We start from the raw sequence: 20,047 nt of genomic DNA, 5'->3' as shown, positions 1-20,047 counted from the left end.
AAAAGTAGATTGCTTTACAGCTCATGAGTGCATGGGGAAGGGGGAATTTGCTTTGGAAAGGAAGAATTTTTAAGAAAAAGTCAGAAATACCACAAAACGACTTGACAAAACCTAACATAGAAGGACACGTCTGGCTCCATGTCTCAGTTTGCATACCAAACATGGAGAAACACAAGGTCGACCAGTCTTGCTGCCATACACTGGGAATCATTGGATTTCAACATCATTCTTTTCATTATTCCGAAGGGAAAATGATTCAGCGTCTGAAACGGAAAGAATTTCGCTGTCCCAAATGTTTTCATTGCTCTGTCTTTGCGCATCACTACCGGACAAGACGTATTCTGGGGTTACCCTATGAAAGCATGGAAGTTTATTTTGAGGTGGAACTACACCGTATTTATTGTCCACGTTGTCGAGCTCTCTCTGTGGAAGTACTGCTGTTTTTGCCCCATCCCAAAGCCAGAATTACCAAGGCGTTGGAGCGAACGATCATCGAACTTCGTCCGGAAATGACCATTCGCGCGATCAGCAAGTATTTTCATCTTGACTGGCGCATCGTCAAAGCCTGTGAAAAACGTTACCTGAAACGCAAGTTCAAACAGATCAAACTCAAGCATGTCAAGTACATTGGAATTGATGAAATCACCATCGGTCATACGGAGGTTGGAAAGCCGTACTACTGGACGATCGTTCGTGATCTTGATTCCGGTTCAGTTCTTCACGTTGATCAGGGAAAAGATGGCAACACATTCAAAGATTTTCTACTTCGTCTGCGAAAGTCAAAAGAAAAAACTGAAGTTGTTGCAATGGATATGGGGGAAGGCTTTTATCAGCTGGGTAAAAGAAAACCTTCCGCCTGCACAGATCGTTTTCAACCATTTTCACGTTATCAAACTGATGAATGAAAAACTGGATCTCGTCAGGAGAAGAATTACTGCAAAATTGGATACGGCAGAGCGTGCCATTTTGAAAAATCAACGCTTCACATTATTGCGAAATGAAGAGAATTTGAGTTCAGAAGCAAGTGCATATCTGGCAAAAATCAAGCAAACCTTTCAGGAGTTGGCTGATGTTCACATGATGAAAGAAGCTTTGCGAAGTATTTACTCTGTCGCTCAAAACGTTTCTCAGGCAGAAGATGCATTGCTTCTATGGGTAAAGGCCACATAGAAAATCCAATCCGATCAACTGTACAAAATGGCAAAGACCATATTACAACATTGGGGACGGAATTCTGGGGTTCTGGCATTTCGGAACATGACCAATGCCTCTATGGAAGGTTTCAATAACAAGGTAAGAACTATGCTTCGCCAAGCGTATGGATACAGAGATCTTGAGTTCATGCTTCTCAAGATTTTCAATCTGCCTAACAACAATATCAAAATCATCATTTGAGGCGAGTTTTTCACAAACTGCAGAAGAGGCGACAAAATGTATGGAAATTATCGGCAACGTTGCTGTCAGTGTAGAAATTACAACCATGTTTCACAAAATTTAGGACAATAACAATTTTTAAAGCATCTATGGAGCAACTATTTTTTTCAAAAATATAGCTGCCAGTAAAACAGCCGTCTTGACAAAACGTGTATTTGTACTGTACATTATAAATTATGGGGCATTGACTCGTTGGGAAGGCTAAAAAATGAAAAATATCATTCCGTTGATTGTATCTGTTGTTTTGGGGTTAGCTGCGGTTTATGTTGTCAGCAAACTGCTGTTTGAAAAAGAAAAGACTGACACTGAGCCCAGGATATCCGTTGTGGTTGCTGCACGGGATTTGGACGCGTATGACGAATTGACGCATGGAACGCTGACATACAAGGATATTCCACAGTCGGCGGTTCCTAAAAATGTGTTGCTTTGGGAAAATGTGGGGCTGGCATACGGTCAGAAACTTCCTCATGCAGTCGCGCAAGATGATTTCATTCGCATGACCGATATCCGTATTCAGACAACTTTGGGAGACTGTACCCGTCAGGGAGAATGGACAATCCCCGTTACATTTACGGATCCAGCTCTGGTCAAAATGCTTATGCCGGATGATGAAATTGCCATCATATCTACCTATGTGGCGAAAGATGTCGCCATAGACAAGAACATGGCGGTGAGCGACGGTTCTGCGGTGAAGATTGCGGAATCACGTGAAACCTCGGTTTTGTTGCCCTGCGTTCGTGTGATAGGAATAGCCAATGAGCGTGGCTCTTTCCGCGAAGGGGGAAGTTCATCCGGAACGGTTTTTGTTTCATTGCCGCCGCAACAGGCGATGATCCTGATTGCTGCACAGCGGGAATCAGAGCTTTATCCGGTTCTACGAAAACGCAATGATTCCGTTGCCCTGAACCGGAAAGAAGGCGGTGTGGTCAATGCCGGAACGTTTGCAAAAATACGTCAGGGGCTTGCTCCCGCAGAACTGCCGGAAGTCCCCAATAAAGATCATCGGTAAGGTGTAGCATGAAATATTTGATTTTCTTTCTGTTTGTTTTTCTCGAGGTTTTATCTGCCGAGGAAGCACTGCCTGCAACCGGAATACGGGTTTCGTTGCCGCCGGAAAGTATTTCTATTTCGACCGGTGAAATCCGGAAATTTGAGGTTCCGTTCCCTATTGAACAGTATAAATCCAGCACAGGCAATGTTCGAATCAACAATGTCAACGGACGAACCTTTGAACTGGAAGGTGTATCTCCCGGCGATTCACTGATCACGATTTCTGCACAAGGCATGGATAAAAATTTTCATGTTGCAGTTTCCAGTGCTATCATGCCGGTTTACCGTGAATTGAGCCGTGAATTGAGTGTTTTGTCCGAAGTTACCATCGAATTTTCGGATAATATCCTTGCTCTCCGGGGAGAGATCACCCGGATCGAACATTGGGAATATTTCCGCCGTGTGATCCGGCGTTATGAAAAAAACTGCCGCAATTATGTGGTGTTCCGTCCCGGTCCAGCGTTGTTTGAGGAATTAAAAAAAATATTTGCCGCCGCAGGTTATAAAGTGGTTGACAAAACTTCGCCCGATTGTCCGGGGCAACTCAGTTTTCAAATAAGCAACGGTGTGTTAACGGTATCCGGGTATCTGTTGTGTGAAAGCGATATTGTAGCAGTCAAGCAGATTTTAGCTTCGCAAAAATGGCTTTCCCCCGAATGGAATGGCAATGTTCTGCATGCAGAGACAGCTCTTTTCATTGCAGATACTCAGCTGGATGTTGGAATTGTGTTTGTTGGAGTGACAAGGACTCAGCTGGAACGTTTGGGTAATTCGTCAGCGGATGGAACGGTTCTGTCTTGGAATCTCATCGCATGGTTTCGTGCCCTAGCGGGAGGTGCGCCGGAAGGGATTGCCAATGCTTCCCGCGGTCAAGGACTTTATTCCATGTTCAACACTACGCTGAAAGGTTCGCTGCTGTTTTTCGGAAGCAACGGGATTTCTGATTTCCGCGATGCCGGACATCTTACGATCACGAACAACAGCGGAAATTATGCAACTTATGAAAATGGGGGGACTCTCAACGTAAAAATTTACGGACAGGATGTGGCAGAGTTGAAACCTATTGATTTTGGCTTGAAATTGAAAGCAAGGGGCGGTCTAGTCCGTGCCAATATGGTTCGGTTGGAATTGGAACTGGAAAAAAGTCTTGCCCCGGTGAAGCAGGAAGAAGATTATTTCCAGCGTTCAACCAAAACCAAAATAGAGATTTTGTGCCCGCTGGATAAAACGGCGGTCATTGCCGGTCAGAAAGAACTTTCCTATTCCAATAGCGGTCCGAACGGATATGCGTTTCTTCGACATGTCCCTGTTGTTAACTGGTTTATGGCATCTGAGGAAAAACAGGGAGAGGAAATGCAGATGTTGATTCTGGTCTGCCCCCAGCTGACAAATCAGCTGCCGCAGATGACTGAAATTCCGTCATCGGAAACTGCTGGTGTGGAAAAACAGGTCTCAGATTCAGTTCGGGACAAAGGCCGGAAAGTTCGGGAACGCGAAAAAAGCAACTGGTTTCTTAAAATGTTTACGTGGTAATCCTTATGACGCATCTGAAGATCACAATAAACGGCAGCGAACAGAAAAATATTGTTCTGGATGGAAATACTCCGCTGGTTATCGGTCGTTCCGAATTTGCTAGTATCACGCTTGCGGATAAAAAGGTTTCGCGGCGCCATGCAGAACTTTTCTCTGTATCAGACGGGGTTTACATAGAAGACCTAGACAGTCGCACTGGAACAAAAGTCAACGGCGAAGTGATTTCCGGTCGGGTCAGGCTTTTACCGGGCGATCATATCCAGGTAGGAGAAACGGACTTGCTGTTTGAATATTCGGAGGAAGTCCGTTCCTTTTCCGTCCCGGCTGAAAAAATCCCCCCCCCCCAGAGGCTGCCGCAAGGTCACAAACTTCCTATTTATAGTGAGCAGGCTTCGCTTCAGGCTCTTTACAGCGAAAATATGATTCAGCTGGCGCGGTGGGTACAGAATCGCGTGCTGGAATTGTTGAATATGGTGAATTCAACGTCTCAGGAAATGACAACTCGTGAAATGCGTCCGAAAGTGGAAGAAGCCGTGGAACAAATCCTCCGTGAGATCCGACATGAAATTCCGGCTTCGGTCAATTTGGCACAGTTCCAGCAGATTCTTCTAGACGATCTGATCGGACTAGGACCGCTTTCTCCATTGTTGCGGGATGCCTCCATTTCGGAAATCATGATCAATGGTCCGGATAATATTTTTGTGGAAAGCAAAGGTCTGCTCTACCGCACGGCTGCAAAATTCAACAGTGAAAGTCATTTACAGTCAATCATTCAGCGTATTGTGGAACCGCTGGGACGTCATATTGATGCAGCATCACCTATGGTGGATGCACGTTTGGAGGACGGTTCCCGTGTGAATGCTGTGATTCCGCCGTTGGCGCTGGATGGCTCCTTGGTTACAATCCGCAAATTTGCCTCTAAAAAACTGACAGATGAAGATTTGGTGAAATTCGGAAGCCTGACGCATCCGATGGCTTTGTTTCTGCGGGAAGCGGTACGCGCGAGACGCAATATTCTGGTTTCCGGTGGCACAGGTTCCGGCAAGACGACATTGCTGAATATTCTTTCCCAGTTCATTCCGGAAAAAGAACGCATTATTACCGTCGAAGATTCTGCGGAGTTGAAACTGAGCCATGAAAATCTCTGCCGCCTAGAAGCCCGTCCGGCGAACGTGGAAGGACAGGGACGCGTTACCATCCGCGATTTGGTCATCAATACACTGAGAATGCGTCCCGACCGGATTATCGTTGGGGAATGCCGCGGTGCAGAAGCTTTGGACATGCTTCAGGCCATGAATACCGGACATGACGGGTCCATGACCACTTGCCACGCGAACAATCCACGCGATGCGCTTTCACGTTTGGAAAACATGGTGATGATGGCTGGCTTTGAACTGCCGTCTGCCGCAATTCGTGAACAGATTGCCTCTGCAATTCATCTGATTGTTCAGCAAACTCGTTTAGCAGACGGATCCCGTAAGATCGTGAAAATTTCTGAAGTGACTGGACGAGAAGGAAATACGATTCTTCTCCAGGATATTTTCACATTTGAACAGGAAGGGTTTGATGAAAAATTTCATGTGATTGGACATTATACCGCAACCGGAAACATTCCCCGGTTCATTGATGAACTGCGCCAGTCGGGGGACTTGGAATTGGATATGTCGGTCTTTGTTCCGGAAGGATAAGAAAGGAAAAACGGAATGAACAGTATTTCCATTTTACAGCGTTACGGAATTTATCTGTTGGTGCTTGTCGCAGTGGTTCTGTTCGTTTATATTCTCATTTCCCTGATACAGTCATTCAGCATGGAACATGCGGATCGTAAAATCAAAGAAGACCGTTCGGAGGGCGTTGCAAACAATATTTATTATTTTGTCCGGCGGACAACGCTTCAGCAGATTCAGCTTTCATTGGGAATTCTGCTTTCCGGCATATTGATTGCGGTTCTGATATTCTGTCAGGTTTATGAACCTTTGATTATTGTGCCTGCCGCCGCGGTATTTTTTACACTGGGCATGATTTCGCCGTGGCTGTATTTTGCAGCCAAAGCGCGGAAACGTGCAGATTTATTCCGGAACAGTATTCTTGATCTTGCTTTGGGGCTGACCAGCGGACTGCGGGCAGGACAGGCGCTGCCGCAGGCTTTGGAAGTCTTTTCCAGACGCTGTGAAGGACCAATGAAAGAGGAACTGACGATTGTGCTTCGGGAGTACCGTCTCGGACTTGAACTGTCGGCTGCTTTGCAGCGTATGTATGACCGGATTCCGTGTGAAGATCTCCAGTTGCTGATTATTTCGATCCGTCTGACAACACAGTCGGGCGGCAGTATGGCGGATGTCCTGGCGAAAATCACTCAGATGATCCGGGGACGTACGGAATTTCAGCAGAAACTTCAGGCATTGACGGCGCAGGGACGGTTCGAAGCTCTCGCTATGGCATTGGCTCCGCTGCTGGCGTTCCTGCTCCTGTTTTTCATTAATAACGATTTGATGCTTCCCATGGTGCAGACGGCAATCGGATGGTGTGCCATCGGGATCATGCTGACGCTTGAAGTGATCGGTTATTTTGTGATTCGCAGCATTGTAAATATTGAGGTGTGAAATTATGAAACAGATCATTCTTTATGCTATGATTTTCATGGCGGTTGTTCTTCCGACTTTGTTCTTTACCGTTCTCAGCGACGATAAAAGAAAAAAGAAAGTGAAAGAGGAAAAATCTTTGCCGCCACTGCTTCAATTCAGCCGTCCTCCGGCGGTTTTTTTTGAGCTTCTCGGATTCGGAACTCTTTTTCGGAAGCTGTTTCCGGAGCATACCCGGTCTGTTCAGCAGAAACTGGATTTTGCCGGTCTGAGAATCTCTCCGGGAACATTTTATTGTATGCAGATGTTCCTGTTTATCTTTTCCGCTCTGCTTGCTGCCGGAATAACAGGCATGTCAGTTGATGAAGAAAACCGGATTTCCATTCCCATTGCGGGATTGATCGCCGCATTCGTGGGTGGAAGTCTGCCGGGCATACTCGTCGGGAATCTGGCACAGGAACGGCAGATGCAGATACTGCGGGCAATTCCCTATTCCATTGATTTGATTGCTTCCGCCATGCGCGGCGGTCTTGATTTTTCGGCAGCCATCCGTTTTTATGTCAATCTCGGCATACGCAGTCCGCTGGTTGATGAATACTCCCGGATGCTTCGGGAAATGGAACTGGGGGTTATCCGGACCACTGCCCTTCAAAATATGGCGGAACGTATTAAAATCAAGGAATTTACATCTTTTGCTTCAGCAGTTGCCCTGGGAACTGAACTGGGGGCTCCGCTGACCGAAACAATGGAAATTCAGGGGGATGAGATGCGGAAAGCCCGTTTTGCGCTTGCGGAAACCAAAGCGCAGCGGGCGCCGTCGCTGATGCTTCTGCCTATGGCTCTGTTCATTCTGCCTGCTGTGTTTATTACGATTTTGACCCCGGTTTTTCTCAAGATGAAAGAAGCTGGAGTCCCATTGTTCTGAGGAGATAATCATGAGTAACACATCATCTGGATACCGGATAAAATTTATTTCCGGAGAATTGGCGGGGAGGATTTTTTCGATTCCGGATTCTGGAATTCTGATCGGACGTGCCCGCAATGCGGATATTCGTCCCGGCGGTTCCGATATAGCCATGGAACATATCTCGCTTTTGCCGCAAAAAAATAGTGTCCTTCTGCATTCCGAAGGAAATGAGGGCGCCTGGGTTAACGGCAAGAAGCTTTCCGGCGGGAAAGATCAGCTGCTGACTCCGGGCGATGACGTGCGCATCGGCAAAGAACTGACTTTTATTTTGGAAAGCGATGAAAAAGCAGTAAGGCTCAATACTTCCTCTGTTCCAGATGTTTCGGAAGACGCCACAGAGGAGATTACCGAAGACGGCACTCATGAAAAACCGGAGGATGGAGACTGTACGCGTTACGCATCGGCGGCGGAACTGGCGGATCTGCGCAAATACAGTCTCAATGAAAAGCGGCGCCGCAGAACTGTGCTGATTACAGGTTTCTTTCTGTTTCTGTTCATCATCGCCGGAGCCTTCTTTTATACGGAACTGCAACAGGAAAATCCGATAACATGGCCCGGTGAAGTATCGGGGAAATACAATGACGGTGAATTCCGGACGGAAATCGAACCCGGAGGAAAGTGTCTTGTCTATTATCCCCGTTGTCCGGCAACGATTGTGAAAACGGATCAGAACAACTGTGAAATCCTGACTGCGCTTGGCAAAAATCTGGATGTTCCGTTTCATCTTGTGTTCACTGTAAACACATTGCCGGACGGATTCCACATTCGGCGTAAAGAGAGTTTCGAGCAGTGGCGGAAAAAAGTCTCCGAACAGAACGGCTTTGCTTTTCTAGATGAACCGAGACAGGATTTTTACCGTCCGCTGGAAAATGGAATTCCGTATTATCGGATTAAATATACACGGCAGGATAAAAAGATTCGCTGGCAGGGATACGCCAGCTATATGCGCTATTATGATAAGGAACTGGTTCTGCTCCGGGAGGTTCCCGCAAATCATTTCTGGCGGTCTGACCGGGTTCTGCAACGGTTCGGAGCATTTGTTGTTGCGCCGGTCATGGTAAGCCGGTATATGGAAATCCCGGAAATTCAAATGAAAGAAAGTTCAACCCATCTTTTGCAGCGGGTTTCGTTGGAATTGCGTAAAAATATTGCGATTGCCGTATGGGCGGATCTGGATCTGATGCTCCGTACATTGATGATACGTGCATATGAAACACAGGACCAGGTTCTTATTTCGGCTGTCTTGCCGCTTTGGCTGGAGTTCCGCGATAAACAGCAGGTATGGTATTCGCGCAACTGTCTGGCTTATCAAACTTGCAAAGCATCCGGCAATATGGAAGAAATGAGCCGGATCATTGATGAATGTCTCCGCCGGTTTCCTTCGCCGGATGACCACCGGCACGTGAAAATCATGAAAAACATATGGACGCTGGAAGATGATTAAACTGTTTGCAGGAAACAAAAGAAAAGCGGAACAAGGGGAAAAGAAAGTAAAACGTTCTTATGTATTTCTTCTTGAATTCCGTTGTCGCGACAGATTGCTTGTTTGCGCGAAAACCGATTCATTGAACAAGACAGTGAAGATAGGGCGCGCCGCAGACAATGACTGGATTATTCCGGAACAGGATCGTGTCGCCGCTGATTATCAGGCGGAATTGCACCTTGATGCGAAAAACATCAGAATTCATGCCAGCGGTAAAAACCGTATTTATATCCATGGCAGAGAGACTGCCGGTTCCATACTGAAACCGGGTGATAGGGTTTCAATCGGAGATTGCGAGCTGTTTGTGTCGGCTTCGGAAAGCCGCGATGCCTTGCCGGAGGATATACACCGGCTGGAATTTCGAAACGGTCCGCATGAAGGAGAACTGGTACGTCTCGACAAAGCTCTGATCCGGATCGGTTCCGCCCCAGCCAATGATATTGTCATCAAAGATAATGTTGTTTCTCGATTCCATGCGGAAATCCGCATTACGGAAAACGGGGAATCCTGGATTCGCGACCTCAACAGCAGCAACGGGACATTTGTCAATGGGACAAAACTCGGACGGCAGGAGCGCATGCTGATGGATTCCGATGAGATTTCAATTGCATTTTTTGATTTGCTTTTTCTGGATCGCAATGTGCCGCACACCCGTTCGCAGATTGGCAGGAAAATACTGATTATGGGAATCACTGTTGCAGTCATATTGCTGTTTTTCTGGATTTTCTATATCTCAACCCAGCAGGCGTCTCAGGTTCTGGCTGTTGCGGAATTTTATATCCGCCGGGCGGATTTCAATGAGGCAGAGAAAGTTCTCAATCAGATGTCTGAATCCCGCGATTTTCAGAGATACGAAAAACATCAGCAGGAACATCTGAAAAGCCTTCCACGGTACAGAAAGACTTTTGCCGCCTGGGAGGAATTCAAAAATCATTTGAGCAACTCCGAATGGAACGATGCCGCCGAATGTTCTGGCCGTCTTGAAATAGACAACCGCTTTGCATGGAACTGGGAGGATGCGACCGTCGATGCCCGGATGGCTTTGGTGCGCCATGCGAAATTTCTGCTGGATTTGCAGTTCCGCATTCAAGCGGCTCTTTCTTCCGTGGATACGGAGCCCAGACAATTGCGAAAGATATTTCTGCGTTTGAAAGAGGAACAGAAAACCGTGTCAGGTAAGGAACCTGAATGGCTCTTTCCGCTTCTTCGCGACATTGAAACACATCTTGCGGAATTGGAAAGAAGCTGTGTTTATTCTGAAAAAATATCAGAGATCCTTGATCGTTTGCAAGATGAGAAGACCGAATTCAAACCGTTGATTGTGGAAATAGAACATCTCCGGACAGTTTCTTCCGGCTGTGTCCGAATCTGGGCGCAGGATATTTCCGAAGCGTTGAAACAGCTGGAAATCAATCAGCGTGAAGTGGCTGCAAATCAGACTGCACTCATCGCTTTACGACTAGACGAAATCAAAAAGAATATATCGTTTGTCTCTCCGGATGAATGTATGATAAGTTCCCGGATCATGGCAAAACGGGATCGGATTGTCCGCCGTCAGAATGCGATTCTCTGCAATGCGGAAAATCTGAGATTCCTGCTCAATAAACTGCGGCGGGCGGGCTGGACAGATGATCAGGCTATTCCGGAATATGCAGAACGTTTCACTGCTGAAAAGACCTTGAAAGAGGCATTCCGTTTTGAATGTCTGCAACGCAGCATTCCGAAATCCAGCCGGAAAACACCTGATGGCATTTATGACCGGATGTTCGGAATCCGTTATTTCTATGAAATTATGCAGCAGTCCTCGGTATTGTCCACGAATCTTTATTCCAGCGACATCATATCGAGTTTGTCGTTTCAGCCGGAATGTATCGTGCTTGCCGCTTTTTTCCGGACTGTGGAGGAAACCGGACTTTGGCTTTCGCTTCCGGAAAACCGCTGGATGCTTGCCGGTGAAATCGGACATCTGAATGAAAAATGCAAAAAGATCATGGATTTGCGTTCTGTTTTCCTTGACCGGCTCAATACAATGGTGAAAACAATGCCGGAGACCCGTGTCTATCTGACGGCACAGGCGGCTTTTTTCTATTTCTCTCCGGCATCGTCCATTCCTGAAAAGGAAATGAAACGTTATGCAGAGGTATGGAAAAAATTCAAGTTCAGCCAGCAGGAACAGATCGAAAAATATGATCCGCTGAAACTGAAAGAAGCAAGACAGATCGGAGAAAACATTTTGCGGGAAGGGATTCCCGGCGATCCGATGGTCAACTGGGTATGGAGTCAGCTGAGATGAACCGTGGACGGCACATCACGCGGAAACGGAGTATTTTACTGGAATATACCATCCTGCTGTGTTCGATCCTGCCGCTGGTATTTGCCGTTTCGGCGTCTGTTTATTCCATGTCCGGCTGGGGCGGGTCATTTGGTCCGCTCGGACGCGGAATTGTTGCGCTTTATCAGAGAATCATAACCATTGTTTCGCTTCCGATACCATGATCTGTGATTTTGTGGAAAAGTTGCGGACAGCTGTGCCGCGGGATTTGCCGGGGCTGCTGGGGGAACTGGACGATGCCGGTTTTTTTCTTGCCCCGGATGAGTCGGTCACTCAATTAACGGAGCGGCTTTCCGCACTGGCGGATGGATTGTCGTTGCTGCCGGAGGAACCGCTGCTTACGAAATTGACGGCAGATGCGGCGGAGGTTTCCAGCACATTGAGAGACCGGGCGTATGAGCTGACTTCGCAGAAGTTCCGTTTCCGCATGAAATGGATTCCTGTATGGTATTCGTCACGGCAGACGGGTATTTTTTCCGCAGGAGTTCTGCTGGAAATAGATCGGATTCTGCCGCTGGTGTTCCTGAACAACGGCTTTTCCGGCAAAGGAAAATATATGGGATATGATGCCGCTGAAACACTGGCGCATGAAATGATTCATGCCGCACGGATTGCGTTTCCAGCATCTGCTTACGAGGAATATTTTTCATGCAATGTGAACCGTTCCGCATTCCGGCGGGCTGTCGGAAATCTGTTCCGCAGGTGGTATTTGCCGCTGCTGTTTTTCGGAGGGTTGACGATTGCCGCATTTCTGCTGGCTGCCGGCTGGCATTTCTGGTTTGCATTACTTCTGCCGTCCGTTCTGCTTTTCATCCGGGAAATCATTCTGCACAGGCGTATTCGTGCGGCAGGGGAGAAACTGCACCGGGCAGGTTTGGACGAGGCTTTGCTTCTACGTCTTTCCGATTCGGAAATCTTTGCTCTATCCCGCAGCAAGCTGGAAGAAATTATGTTGAAAAAAAATGAATCGCTTCGCTGGGCAATGCTGCTGGAAAAATTCCGTTCAGAAAAGGGATGATTGGTCCGGCAGTTGCATCAAGTCCAGTTCCGCGAGGATTTCCTGTGCGCTGCCGGGACGTAATGCAGGCGTGTATTCCATCATTCCAGCCAGCAGGCCGGCAAGTTTTCCTGTCGCCGCATCCTGTAGAATTTCCAGGGGTGGGTCGGAACGGTCGGAACGTGCCAGGCGCACGGCATTCATGAAACTGTTTTTCGGACGAAACCGCGTTCCGGTCAATGCTTCAAACAAGACCAGCGCGAGACTGTAAAGATCGCTCCGGTTATCGACCCGTGTTGAGTCCATTGCCTGTTCCGGGGAGATGTAAGAGGCTGTGCCGAAAACCTTTCCGGGTTCTTCCTGAATTCCGGGCAGTTTCGCCAGCCCCAAATCACTTAGCCGGAAACTTCCGTCGGAAAAAAGCAAGATATTATCAGGCTTGATATCGCGGTGAATAATATTGTGTTCATGGAGAACCGCAAGTGCGGTTAAACACCCCCGAAGCAGATAAACGGCGCTGGCAAGTGGAAGTTTTCCGTGTTTTGCCAAAAAATTGCGCAGAGTCCCGCAGTCCGCATATTCCATAGTCGCATACGGTATCTGCCCGATGGTTTCGGCGCATTCCGAAACATGGATCAGAAACGGCGAGTGATTGTCCCGCAGGAATTGCGCGATGCAGCAAAACTTCGGAATTTCGGGATTTCCCTTCCGTAAAAATTTGACGGCTATTGGAACCGCATTTTCCCGGCGGAGAGCATACCATGATTCTGCAAGCTTGTGAACACGCAGAAGCCGGATCAGCTGAAAATCCGCAATCTGTTCTCCTGTAAAAAAACAGGGGGTAAGTTCCGCCTGAGTCATTTGTATTCCGGCAGTTCCAAGTGCATAATTTCCGCATTGCTGCGGAAAGAGGGCGGTTCACCGAGGATAAATCTGCCAGAAACGCAGCCGTCCTCTCCGATTGCTTCTGTTTTCCACTGCATGAGTGGGCGTATACGGTATTCGCCCTGCTCCAGAGGAAGAACTTCTGCAATTTCCACAATTTTCCGGGCCCCGTCCGGCAGGCGCATGGTGTGAACCACACAGTTGATCGCGGATGCCACCTGCATCCGGATTGCGTTCAAAGGGAAATTGATGCCGCTCATGATGGCGCAGGTTTCCATACGGCTGAGCGCATCCAACGGACTGTTGGCATGAATAGTTGACATAGAACCGGAATGCCCGGTGTTCATTGCCTGAAGAAGGTCGAGCGCTTCTCCGCCACGGATTTCACCAATGACCAGACGGTCGGGACGTAGACGCAGAGACGCGATCACCAGATCGCGAATGGAAAATTCGCCCTGTCCGTTCTTGTCCGGCTTGCGGGTTTCAAAGTAGACACAGTGTTTCTGTTGAAGCTGAAGTTCGCTGGCATCTTCAAGAACTAGAATCCGGTCCTTTTCCGGGATCAGACCGCTCAATGCATTTAGAACGGAGGTTTTACCCGACGATGTTCCGCCGGAGACAATTGTATTTTTACGCAGTTTGACGATGGCGTTCAGAATTTGAGCGCCTTCTTTCGGAACACTGCCGAATTGTTCCAGCTTATCGATGGTCAGCATCTCTTTTTTGAATTTACGAATGGAAATGATGGTACCGCAGCGGCTGACGGGGGGAATCGTGGCGTGAACACGGGACCCGTCCGGTAGGCGCGCATCCAGATCTGGGTGCATCTCGTCAAGCTGGCGGTCCACTGATTTGGCGATGTTGACTGCCGCTGCTTTCAGCTGGGCTTCGCCAGTAAAATGTGCGGCAGTCTCTTCCAGCCGTCCGCCACGTTCAATATAGATCTGGTTCGGACCGTTGATCAGGATTTCGGAAACTTTGTCATCGGCAAGAAAATCCTTGACGGGTGCAAGAAATAAAACAAGAAAAGAAGCGTTGTCATTCATTCCGTAATACCTCCGGAAGGTTCATTTTTTATATCTCGGCGATAAGAAAAACCGGTCAGATCCGTATTGATTTTCCATATCAGCAGAGTCAGTTCATATTGTGGACAGGAAAAAGTCAGGATAACTTTCGGGTTCAGGCTTTCATCCAGTGTAATTTTCCGTTCAGGCAGCCAGGATTGATTCTGAAACCAGGAACTGAGTCTGCCACGCGCGGAAACGAAATTGACATTGACTTCTCCAGAATATTCCCAGCTGTTTGCTGCACAGGGGGTTGCCCTTGCTCCCGGCGGAAGACGCAACGGCGGCAATCTATGCCGTATCGGCGTATCATGAATCTGCGTCTTTTTCTGTATCTGCATCTGCACCGGAACAGTTTTTCGATCCGGAGTTTGCCGCAGAAACAGCAGTGTGCCAGTTCCGCAGAAAAACACCAGCAGGGCGACCGCACAATAAAGCCGGAAATGTTTCACTGAGGAGTACTCCATGTTTCGAATTTCCCGTATCGTTCATAGAACTTGATTTTTTCTGGTTCTTTTTCTTGTTCCTTGGCATCGTCCGTATGCTTGGGATTTTTCAGAAGATCCAGTTTCCATTCTTTCGGATATTCTGCGTCTTTGGAGTCGAATTTCCAGATTTCATGCTTTGCCACCAAACTTGAATCCCAGTGCCGTTTTGAGGTGCGAGAGCCTTTAGTACGCATGATAATGCACTGCGTGAATTCATTGCCGTAGCGAGACGAGGTGATCTGGAATTCCGGAATGGAGACCGGTTTGCTTTCCCCACGGACGGAATAAGGCATGTTGATCCAATTGTCCAAATACTCCGGACGTGTTTGCATCAGGGTTGTTTTTGAACCGATGAACTGAAGAAAAGAATGCTCATCAAGCAGATAGCGTTTTTGCGAAGCCCAAATGATACTTGATCGGGGAAACATGTCCCGAAGTGCGACTATTGCCGGTGTACGTACCGAAAAACGATTGCCTGCCATCCAGACTCCCCAATGGTCCGCAGACCGCAGGTTGACTGCATCCAAAGATTTCAACCCCAGCCACAGAATGCCGCCAATCACTGCCATGTAAACTGGTAGAACAAGCACAAATTCCATCAGGACGGAACCCCTATTTGAAAATGTGTTCCAATCATGTATTTTCATGGTCAGTGTCCCAGATAATCTCGCAGTTTATCCCATTGCAGTTTGTTGTCTTTGTCTTCCTTGCCATCTTTGACCAAACCGGCGGGCGGTTTGAGTTTTTCCCAATCTGGCAATTTGTTTTCCTCGATTTTTTTGCCATCCTTGTCGATCCAGTTTTTCTTATCGGTCATAATGGATTTCAGAATGTTTCCACCTGTACTGATTGTGAACGTCTGCGCGTGACCTGCACCGGCGCAAAGATCCCATGCATGTTTGACAGGCAACATGACCCCGTCCCAGTCTGTTTCAACCAGATTCCATGCTTCCTTGCCGCTCACTGATGTGTAACCGAGGTTGTAGTCGGCACTCTTATATTTTTTCTCCTTGTCCTTTTCATACAGTTTGTAGCCGGCACGTGCGGAGGCAATGGCACACATATACTCCGGACGATATCCACCGGCAACGCTGGGATTGAATGCGGAAAGGATTGATGATGCAGTCAAGGAACGTCCACCGCCCCAGCTGTACACGGAAAACGGATTGCTTGTTTTACGGGCAATGGCCACGGTAATGGAGCCAGATTTTCCAAAAAATGTCGGGAGAAGCGTCAGCGGAATTGCCGGAGGAACAGCTAGGCCTATCGGCAGATCTTTTTTGATGTAAGGGAAAAAACTGTCGTATCCATGGTATTCCGGATGTTTATGATCGTAACTTCCACCAGGGAAAAAAGGGGGCATGTGAAGCTGGACAAACAGAAGATTGATATGTACCCAGCGGGTCCAGAACCAGTCCCACTTTGCATAAAGATGAGTTTTGGTCTGGCGGTAAACTCGCCAGAAACCGGGAATGCTTTTCCGGACAATCCAGTCATCCGTGCCGGGACCGAATACTTTTTTCGGGGAAAAATCTTTCAGAGTCGGGTCGGCGAATGAGATAAATGTTTTTTCATTTTCCTCTGTCCCCATCATGGGAAGAAATGCGGGCATGGAGTCGCCAACTGTGATGTTCATCATGTAATCATCTTTGCATTCCATCATATTGGCAACTGCGACCTGCCATGCGACTTCCTTGACTTTTTTCGGATATTCTTCCCGAAGCTTGTTCATCTTAGACATCATCTTCGTAATGGCGATGCTGTATTTGATGACTTTCGGAGTATTGGCAACAGTCCCCTTACCCTGAACTTCAGCTATGGATGTAAAAATGATCTGTGTCAGAAGAAAACGGGCGAGGAACCCCTGTCCGTTGAATTCGCGGGCAAGCTCAGGGATGGAGACACCGGTTCCGGAGAGCCACAGAACCGGATCCAGTACCAGAATATCCGTGCCGCAATTGTAATGCACGCCGGGAACGTGCATGCAACACGGAGTGTTCCGTTGTCTCGCATTGTTGAGATCTTTCTGAAACTGGGTAAAGACATACTCGCTGAAAACTGCCATGGCGAGGTCGAGAGAGCGCTTCTGCAAATCGACATACGTCCAGGCCATCGCCTTGTTGACCGTTGCAATTCGGCTGAGATAATCCGCCTGCACAACGGACGCGGAATATGCCGCGGCATCTGCTGCATTCTGAAGTTCGATTTTGTTTCGTACAATCTCTCCGATTCCGTAAATTCCGATAACCAACAGATAAACCGGCATAATAAATGCAAGAGTGATTGCCAATGCCGCGCCTTTACTATCGGATGCCAGCTCCCGGCAGCGTCCGGTAAAAACGGAAAAAACTGTTGTCCGAGTATAATTCATCGTGTCAAGGGGTAATACTTGGTTGCATAAGGAATGGAGATCACACTGGAGGAAGACAGGGTAATATACGGATATTTCAATTTGTTTTTTTCGTCTATAGTCCATTCATTGGCATACTTTCCCAGCAAGGCAGGATTAAGCGCGTATGCTTGCTGTTCCAGTTTTTCCTGCCATTTACTTTCTTCTTCCGTTTTGTCCTTTTTCGCAAAAAAACTGATAATCCGTCCAGCAACCGGCACCTGAAGCAGCATTTTGAATTTGACAGTGCATTTCAAGCCGCGCGGATCCACATCCAGCAACGGAATATCCACCTCCACTTGCTGATCAAGATATTTTGTGTTCGGCAGACGTCCCCAGCCATCAAGCTTGATATATTGGTCGTCTGCACGATCCTTTGCGTCCTTACTATCTGAAGGCGAGGCTGATACAACGGCAAGAACACGTTTTGCCACGGCTTCCGCCCGGCTCTTCCGCTGAACATTGTTCACCGTCATAGCAGAACGCGCCCCCATGTAAGCGGCATAATGCACCATATGCCATGTAATCATAATGTAGGCGAATTGCACTGCGAACAGAAACAATACGAATAAAATGGGAAAACAGAAAACAAATTCCAGCAATACCGCGCCTTCCGACCTTTTCAAAAAATGCCGTCTCATGCCACCCGCCCTGCTGAAAAAAAAATTTGTATCAGGAGATTCAAAAAGAGTCCTGCTGCAATTGCAATTCCGAAAGGAATCCGGCAAGATTCCGTGTCGGGCGGCGGCAGCTTCTTTCTGCCTGCTGCGAGGTCATACCGAAAATCAAATAAACAACGGGCATAATGTTTCAACCGTGCCGTATTCACTTTGCGGAATGCCAGCATCAGCAACGCCAGTACAAGCCCAGATATTGAAACCAGCAGAATCAGATTGAGCGTATTTCCCGGTCCGGCAATCAACCCCGCAGTGAACAGCATTTTGACATCTCCCGCACCGGCAGCCCGCAGAAAAAAAGGCAGAAGCAGGAAAAGCGAGGATAAAAAAGCAGTGATTAATGATGCCAACGCATAATGAAATCCAATTCCAAATGACGCAGACAGCATGAACAACATTCCGCCATATACCCACGGATTCGGTAGCTGATGATACCGGAAATCGCAGATTGAAAGATAAACTAGCCAGGGTGTTGCCAGTATAATTTTCCCGAGAGCCAGATACTCCATTCCCACATCCGTTTTTACTAATAAAGACGAATACCTTTCCGATTCAACGCGGCAGATATTCGTCCATTATTCAATAAATACGTTATGCTCACTTTTCATAGTTGTGCATAGACTTTTCATGTGCGCTGGCTTTTTTTATATCAGACGCGGAATTTCCTTTCAGTTCAGACTGATAATTTTCTGCCCCTTTTGCATCGCTCATTGATTTTGTTGCAACGTTCATTTCATGCGATACATTTTTGCCGAACATAATGACTGCCACAACCACTGCAGCAGCAATCAGAACGGCGATAATGACATACTCCATCATTACGGCATGTTTTTTAATAACAGTTTTCATCATGCCGTTTCCGGTTATTTGTCGTAATTGTGCATTGATTTTTCGTGCTCATTGGCTTTCTTGATATCAGACGTCGTTCCAGTTTCCACGGCCTTCTGTGCGGTTTCCGCCCCTTTGGCATCACTCATCGCCTGTGTTGCGACATTCATTTCTTTCGATACATTTTTGCCGAACATAATGACTGCCACAACCACTGCAGCAGCAATCAGAACGGCGATAATGACATATTCCATCATTACGGCATGTTTTCGGATAACTTGTTTCATGATAAAGCCTCCTTAGGTTAGGGAACGATACCATTATTTATTCTTAGTTAAATAATATAACATGGAAACAGATTTTGTCAATCCGTTGTACAGAAAATTTATGCAGCCGTAACTAGATTGTGTCGTCAATCTCTGCTGTCCGGTAAAAAAATCAGCATAGGAACTCGTTGAAAAGTTCGAGTTGTTTGGGAAAATTCCAGTCCGGCGGCTTCGCAATGGTCTTGCGGTCCAGAGCAAGGATTTCAAGCAGGGAAAGATTCTGCATGAGCGTCTCGCGGATTCGATTCGTCAATTCTGTGAAACTGAGCTTGAATCCATGCAGGAATTTGATGTATGCGACCAAAAGATAATGGATAAGCGCGACATAGATTTGCGTCATTACGGCGTTTTCACTGGTTCCAAGGAAGCTCCTGATTTTGAGATTCTGCTTGATCCACTTGAAGAAGATTTCGATCTGCCAGCGCTGTTTGTAAATTCCGGCAATGCTCGCCGCCGCCAGTTTGAAATTATTGGTAATGAAGCAGTATTCTTTTCCAGTCGATTCATCCCGAAATTCAATCAGCCTCAACTTGTCGGGATATTTTCTTGCTGATTGATATCCGGTGAACCACACGATTTCATCCCGCAAAATCCCGCGTTTTTCATTTGCCTCCCGGTGCTGTCCGAGGAATTCGATTTTTGCATTGTCTTTGAGGCGCGTAACGAAATACGCTCCGCTGTCCGCAATGTGCTGAAACCAATTCAAATCATAGTATCCCTTATCGAAGGTGTAGATGCTGTCCGGAACGATGACTATGTTCTCTCGTGCCGCTCGAATATCCGCCATTTTCCCGTTGCTCAACATCACAAAACAGGGGAGATTTCCGGATAGATCAAGCTCTGTATGAAGTTTGATTGCACCCTTGTTTTTACGTCCGGTGTAGTGGATCGTTCCGCCGACCACGCTGTGGATCGCTTTCACCGCCCGTTCGCGGCTGATGTTCGTGTACTCGAGTTCCGTCCCGAAGGTAAGTTCCTTCGCCGTCTGAATCGTGTTGGTCATTTTGGCCTC

The 20,047-nt window shown here is 47.4% G+C and carries 20 protein-coding genes and 1 pseudogene; 10 read left to right on the top strand and 11 right to left on the bottom strand.

The genetic code is table 11. The annotated features are described in order from the left end of the window. The coding region (locus tag FYJ85_RS23420) for a hypothetical protein (protein ID WP_206213396.1) at nucleotides 1–211 on the bottom strand (211 nt) is incomplete at its 3' end. Between the two features lie 40 nt (nucleotides 212–251). Here FYJ85_RS23420 and FYJ85_RS23415 point away from each other — a divergent pair. The 10 genes and pseudogenes from FYJ85_RS23415 to FYJ85_RS21885 all read left to right on the top strand — a co-directional run bounded on the left by FYJ85_RS23415 (nucleotide 252) and on the right by FYJ85_RS21885 (nucleotide 12,399). After that, a complete protein-coding gene (locus tag FYJ85_RS23415; protein WP_206213395.1) occupies nucleotides 252–905 on the top strand; it encodes a transposase in 654 nt (217 codons plus the stop codon). After that, a pseudogene (locus FYJ85_RS23910) lies at nucleotides 898–1,395 on the top strand (ISL3 family transposase). Before FYJ85_RS23415 ends, FYJ85_RS23910 begins: the two are co-directional and overlap by 8 nt. 247 nt (nucleotides 1,396–1,642) lie before the next feature. Next, nucleotides 1,643–2,443, top strand: a complete 801-nt coding sequence (locus FYJ85_RS21920; protein ID WP_154420827.1) for an SAF domain-containing protein — start codon at nucleotides 1,643–1,645, stop codon at nucleotides 2,441–2,443. Between the two features lie 8 nt (nucleotides 2,444–2,451). Continuing rightward, nucleotides 2,452–4,017: a hypothetical protein gene (locus FYJ85_RS21915; protein ID WP_154420826.1), complete on the top strand. Its 1,566-nt coding sequence runs from the start codon at nucleotides 2,452–2,454 to the stop codon at nucleotides 4,015–4,017. Between the two features lie 5 nt (nucleotides 4,018–4,022). Further along, nucleotides 4,023–5,705: a TadA family conjugal transfer-associated ATPase gene (locus FYJ85_RS21910; RefSeq protein WP_154420825.1), complete on the top strand. Its 1,683-nt coding sequence runs from the start codon at nucleotides 4,023–4,025 to the stop codon at nucleotides 5,703–5,705. A 15-nt stretch (nucleotides 5,706–5,720) separates the two neighbouring features. After that, entirely contained in the window at nucleotides 5,721–6,620 is a 900-nt protein-coding gene (locus FYJ85_RS21905; protein ID WP_154420824.1) for a type II secretion system F family protein, read from the top strand. A 4-nt stretch (nucleotides 6,621–6,624) separates the two neighbouring features. Beyond that, complete coding sequence (locus FYJ85_RS21900) at nucleotides 6,625–7,524, top strand: type II secretion system F family protein (RefSeq protein ID WP_154420823.1); 900 nt, start codon at nucleotides 6,625–6,627, stop codon at nucleotides 7,522–7,524. A gap of 10 nt (nucleotides 7,525–7,534) precedes the next feature. After that, nucleotides 7,535–9,010 carry an FHA domain-containing protein gene (locus FYJ85_RS21895; RefSeq protein WP_154420822.1) on the top strand — a complete coding sequence of 492 codons (1,476 nt, stop codon included), beginning with the start codon at nucleotides 7,535–7,537 and terminating at the stop codon, nucleotides 9,008–9,010. After that, nucleotides 9,003–11,342: an FHA domain-containing protein gene (locus tag FYJ85_RS21890; RefSeq protein WP_206213393.1), complete on the top strand. Its 2,340-nt coding sequence runs from the start codon at nucleotides 9,003–9,005 to the stop codon at nucleotides 11,340–11,342. The genes FYJ85_RS21895 and FYJ85_RS21890 overlap by 8 nt, the downstream gene beginning before the upstream one ends. Nucleotides 11,343–11,541: 199 nt before the next feature. After that, on the top strand, nucleotides 11,542–12,399 hold the full coding sequence (locus FYJ85_RS21885; RefSeq protein WP_154420821.1) for a hypothetical protein: 858 nt from the start codon (nucleotides 11,542–11,544) through the stop codon (nucleotides 12,397–12,399). Here FYJ85_RS21885 and FYJ85_RS21880 read toward each other — a convergent pair. From FYJ85_RS21880 to FYJ85_RS21835, 10 genes are all read right to left on the bottom strand, one after another. Beyond that, entirely contained in the window at nucleotides 12,385–13,239 is an 855-nt protein-coding gene (locus FYJ85_RS21880; RefSeq protein WP_154420820.1) for a serine/threonine-protein kinase, read from the bottom strand. The two genes, FYJ85_RS21885 and FYJ85_RS21880, sit on opposite strands and share 15 nt — an antisense overlap. Next, complete coding sequence (locus FYJ85_RS21875) at nucleotides 13,236–14,309, bottom strand: TadA family conjugal transfer-associated ATPase (protein ID WP_154420819.1); 1,074 nt, start codon at nucleotides 14,307–14,309, stop codon at nucleotides 13,236–13,238. Before FYJ85_RS21875 ends, FYJ85_RS21880 begins: the two co-directional genes overlap by 4 nt. Further along, nucleotides 14,306–14,794: a hypothetical protein gene (locus FYJ85_RS21870; RefSeq protein WP_154420818.1), complete on the bottom strand. Its 489-nt coding sequence runs from the start codon at nucleotides 14,792–14,794 to the stop codon at nucleotides 14,306–14,308. The genes FYJ85_RS21875 and FYJ85_RS21870 overlap by 4 nt, the downstream gene beginning before the upstream one ends. Further along, the gene (locus FYJ85_RS21865) at nucleotides 14,776–15,414 is read right to left on the bottom strand and encodes a hypothetical protein (RefSeq protein ID WP_154420817.1); all 639 of its coding nucleotides are present in this window, start codon (nucleotides 15,412–15,414) and stop codon (nucleotides 14,776–14,778) included. The genes FYJ85_RS21870 and FYJ85_RS21865 overlap by 19 nt, the downstream gene beginning before the upstream one ends. 50 nt (nucleotides 15,415–15,464) lie before the next feature. After that, nucleotides 15,465–17,291, bottom strand: coding sequence for a pilus assembly protein TadG-related protein (locus tag FYJ85_RS21860; protein WP_154420816.1), 1,827 nt, complete (start codon nucleotides 17,289–17,291; stop codon nucleotides 15,465–15,467). Next, nucleotides 17,183–17,845, bottom strand: a complete 663-nt coding sequence (locus FYJ85_RS21855) for a TadE/TadG family type IV pilus assembly protein (RefSeq protein ID WP_154420815.1) — start codon at nucleotides 17,843–17,845, stop codon at nucleotides 17,183–17,185. The genes FYJ85_RS21860 and FYJ85_RS21855 overlap by 109 nt, the downstream gene beginning before the upstream one ends. Then, the gene (locus FYJ85_RS21850) at nucleotides 17,842–18,390 is read right to left on the bottom strand and encodes an A24 family peptidase (RefSeq protein WP_154420814.1); all 549 of its coding nucleotides are present in this window, start codon (nucleotides 18,388–18,390) and stop codon (nucleotides 17,842–17,844) included. The genes FYJ85_RS21855 and FYJ85_RS21850 overlap by 4 nt, the downstream gene beginning before the upstream one ends. 88 nt (nucleotides 18,391–18,478) lie before the next feature. Further along, nucleotides 18,479–18,733, bottom strand: a complete 255-nt coding sequence (locus tag FYJ85_RS21845) for a hypothetical protein (protein ID WP_154420813.1) — start codon at nucleotides 18,731–18,733, stop codon at nucleotides 18,479–18,481. Nucleotides 18,734–18,744: 11 nt separating this feature from the next. Next, the gene (locus FYJ85_RS21840; RefSeq protein ID WP_154420812.1) at nucleotides 18,745–18,996 is read right to left on the bottom strand and encodes a hypothetical protein; all 252 of its coding nucleotides are present in this window, start codon (nucleotides 18,994–18,996) and stop codon (nucleotides 18,745–18,747) included. Nucleotides 18,997–19,147: 151 nt separating this feature from the next. Beyond that, a partial coding sequence (locus FYJ85_RS21835; RefSeq protein ID WP_154420811.1) for an IS4 family transposase occupies nucleotides 19,148–20,047 on the bottom strand: 900 nt, incomplete at its 5' end.

The sequence above is a fragment of the Victivallis lenta genome (assembly GCF_009695545.1).
Classification (GTDB): Bacteria; Verrucomicrobiota; Lentisphaeria; order Victivallales; family Victivallaceae; genus Victivallis; species Victivallis lenta.
The sequence above is the reverse complement of the archived record's forward strand: the minus strand, read 5'-3'. Positions and strand labels throughout refer to the sequence as shown.